The 2,634-nt window shown below is 73.9% G+C and carries 2 protein-coding genes and 1 pseudogene; 2 read left to right on the top strand and 1 reads right to left on the bottom strand.

Translation table 11 applies throughout. The annotated features are described in order from the left end of the window. Nucleotides 1-113: 113 nt before the first annotated feature. Nucleotides 114-1,133, bottom strand: a complete 1,020-nt coding sequence (gene ligD, locus ACFXPK_RS27820) for a non-homologous end-joining DNA ligase (RefSeq protein ID WP_385001269.1) — start codon at nucleotides 1,131-1,133, stop codon at nucleotides 114-116. Between the two features lie 98 nt (nucleotides 1,134-1,231). On the opposite strand from ligD, the gene ACFXPK_RS27815 reads away from it, so the two are divergent. Beyond that, nucleotides 1,232-2,296 (top strand): ATP-dependent DNA ligase, encoded by a 1,065-nt coding sequence (locus ACFXPK_RS27815; RefSeq protein WP_385079724.1) that lies wholly within the window; start codon nucleotides 1,232-1,234, stop codon nucleotides 2,294-2,296. An 82-nt stretch (nucleotides 2,297-2,378) separates the two neighbouring features. Further along, a pseudogene (locus ACFXPK_RS27810) lies at nucleotides 2,379-2,570 on the top strand (hypothetical protein); the annotation flags it as partial. Between the last annotated feature and the right edge of the window lie 64 nt (nucleotides 2,571-2,634).

The following is a 2,634-nucleotide window of genomic DNA, read 5'->3' as shown; positions in this document are numbered from 1 at the left end:
CCCACTCTCTCTCTCACAGACCCACCCAACACCCGTCCTCGCGGCACCGCCTCGGCCGCGGCCGGGGCGGGCGGCCCCCCCCGGCGCGCCCCCCCCCCCCCCCCCACCGCTGTTCACGGGCTCTCGCGCTTCGCGCGGCTCGGCTGGACCCGCTTGGGCTCCCCCGGCATCTTCGGGTAGTCCGGCGGGTACGGCATGTCCCCCAGCCCGTGGTCCCGTTCGTACCGGTCGGCCAGCTCCAGCAGCCCCTCCAGCCGGTCCGGCCGCTCCCCCATCTCCGCGTGCACATCGCCCACTTCGGCGTAGCGCACCGGCATGGTCGCCAGGTCGAAGTCGTCCGGCGCCACGTCGTCCAGCTCCGCCCAGCGCAACGGCGCGGAGACCGGGGCGTGCGGCCGGGGGCGTACGGAGTAGGCGGAGGCGATGGTGCGGTCGCGCGCGGTCTGGTTGTAGTCCACGAAGATCCGCTCGCCGCGCTCCTCCTTCCACCACGCGGTGGTCACCCGGCCCGGCATCCGCCGCTCCAGCTCATGGCCGACGGCGATGGCGCACCGCCGTACCTCGGTGAACGTCCAGCGCGGCTCGATCGGCACGAAGACGTGCAGCCCCCGGCCGCCGGAGGTCTTGGGCCAGCCGTGCAGCCCCTGCTCCGTCAGGAACGCGTGGAGTTCGTGGGCCGCCCTGACCGCGTCGGTGAAGTCGGTGCCCGGCTGCGGATCGAGGTCGATGCGCAGCTCGTCGGGGTGGTCGGTGGCCTCCCGCCGTACCGGCCAGGGGTGGAAGGTGAGACAGCCGAGGTTCGCCGCCCAGAGGACGGCGGCCGGCTCCGTCGGGCAGATCTCGTCGGCGGAGCGCCCGCTGGGGAACTCGATCCGGGCGGTGGGGATCCAGTCGGGGAGGTTCTTCGGCGCCCGTTTCTGGAAGAAGGACTCGCCGTCGACGCCCTCGGGGAAGCGTTGCAGGGTCGTCGGGCGGTCGCGCAGCGCGCGGGTGATGCCCGGTGCCACGGCCAGGTAGTAGCGCGCCACGTCCAGCTTGGTGTAGCCGCGCTCCGGGAAGTAGACCTTGTCGGGGCTGGACAGCCGTACGGTCCTGCCGTCCGCCTCCAGCTCCACCGCCGCGCCCGCGCCCATGGGGCCACGGTAGGGCGGGGGCGCGCGGGGCGCATCACGGGAGGCCGCCGCGCGGGACACACCGGGCGGTCCGGGAGGTTCTGGCCGACAATCGCCCCATGGACCTGCCGGTGATGCCGCCCGTGAAACCGATGCTCGCCAAGTCCGTGGCCCGTATCCCGCCCGGTATGCAGTACGAGGCCAAATGGGACGGCTTCCGGGCGATCGTGTTCCGGGACGGCGCCGAGCTGGTGATCGGCAGCAGGACCGGGAAGTCGCTCTCCCGCTACTTCCCCGAGCTGGTCACGGCCCTCCTCGCGGAGCTGCCCGAGCGCTGTGTGGTGGACGGCGAGATCGTGGTCGTGCACGGCGACCGGCTGGACTTCGACCAGCTCACGGAGCGGATCCATCCGGCGAGGTCCCGGGTGGACCTGCTCGCCGAGCGCACCCCGGCGAGCTTCGTCGCCTTCGATCTGCTGGCGCTCGGGGACGCCTCGCTGCTCGGCATCGACCAGGCGCGCCGCAGGGAGGCGCTGGAGGCGGCGCTCTCCCCCGCGCGGGCGCCGGTCCATGTCGCGCCGGCCACCACCGACGCGGACGTGGCGCGCGAGTGGTTCGAGCGGTACGAGGGAGCCGGTCTGGACGGGGTGGTGGCCAAGCCCCTCGATCTGCCGTACCGCCCCGACACCCGCTCCATGTACAAGATCAAGCACGAGCGGACCGCGGACGCCGTCGTGGCCGGCTACCGGGAGCACAAGAGCGGTCCCGTGGTCGGCTCGCTGCTCCTCGGTCTGTACGACGCGGCGGGCGTGCTCCAGCACGTCGGGGTCTGCGCCGCGTTCCCCATGCGGCGCCGCGCCGAGCTGGCGGCGGAGCTGGCGCCGCTGCGCATGGAGAGCGCCGAGGGCCATCCGTGGGCGGCCTGGACGGAGGGGTCCGCCCACGAGAGCGCCCGGCTGCCGGGCGCTCCGAGCCGCTGGTCGGGGACGAAGGACCTGTCGTGGCTGCCGCTGCGGCCCGAGCGGGTGTGCGAGGTGGCGTACGACCACATGGAGGGCGACCGGTTCCGGCACACCACGCAGTTCCGCAGGTGGCGCCCGGACCGTACCCCGGCGAGCTGTACGTACGCGCAGTTGGAGGAGCCGGTGCGGTACGACCTGGCGGAGGTGCTGACGGGACGGTGAGCGGCCGGCGGGGCGGCGGGGGATCTCACCGGTCTGGACGACCCCGCATGCGTCCGGACGGCCGCGGTGTGACCGTGCAGGGGTGACCTCAGCCAGCGAGACCGGCACCCCGGCGACGACGCGAGCGCCGGAGTCCGCGCCCGCCCCGCCCGTGCTCGACGGACGGCAGCGGAACATCGTCTTCGCCACGATCATGCTCGGGGTGCTGCTCGCGGCGCTCGACCAGACGATGGGGGGCGCCCCCCCCCCCCCCCGGCGCGCGGGGCTGGGGGGGGGGCGCCCCCCCCCCGGGGGGGTAAACAAAAAACCACCCCCCACACAGATAATAATAGAGGGGT

The organism is Streptomyces sp. NPDC059142, assembly GCF_042755665.1.
Taxonomy (GTDB): domain Bacteria; phylum Actinomycetota; class Actinomycetes; order Streptomycetales; family Streptomycetaceae; genus Streptomyces.
The sequence above is the reverse complement of the archived record's forward strand: the minus strand, read 5'-3'. Positions and strand labels throughout refer to the sequence as shown.

Coding starts and splice junctions, on each gene's coding strand:
- ligD (WP_385001269.1), bottom strand. CDS start 1,133: ATGGGCGCGGGCGCGGCGGTGGAGCTGGAGGCGGACGGCAGGACCGTA.
- ACFXPK_RS27815 (WP_385079724.1), top strand. CDS start 1,232: ATGGACCTGCCGGTGATGCCGCCCGTGAAACCGATGCTCGCCAAGTCC.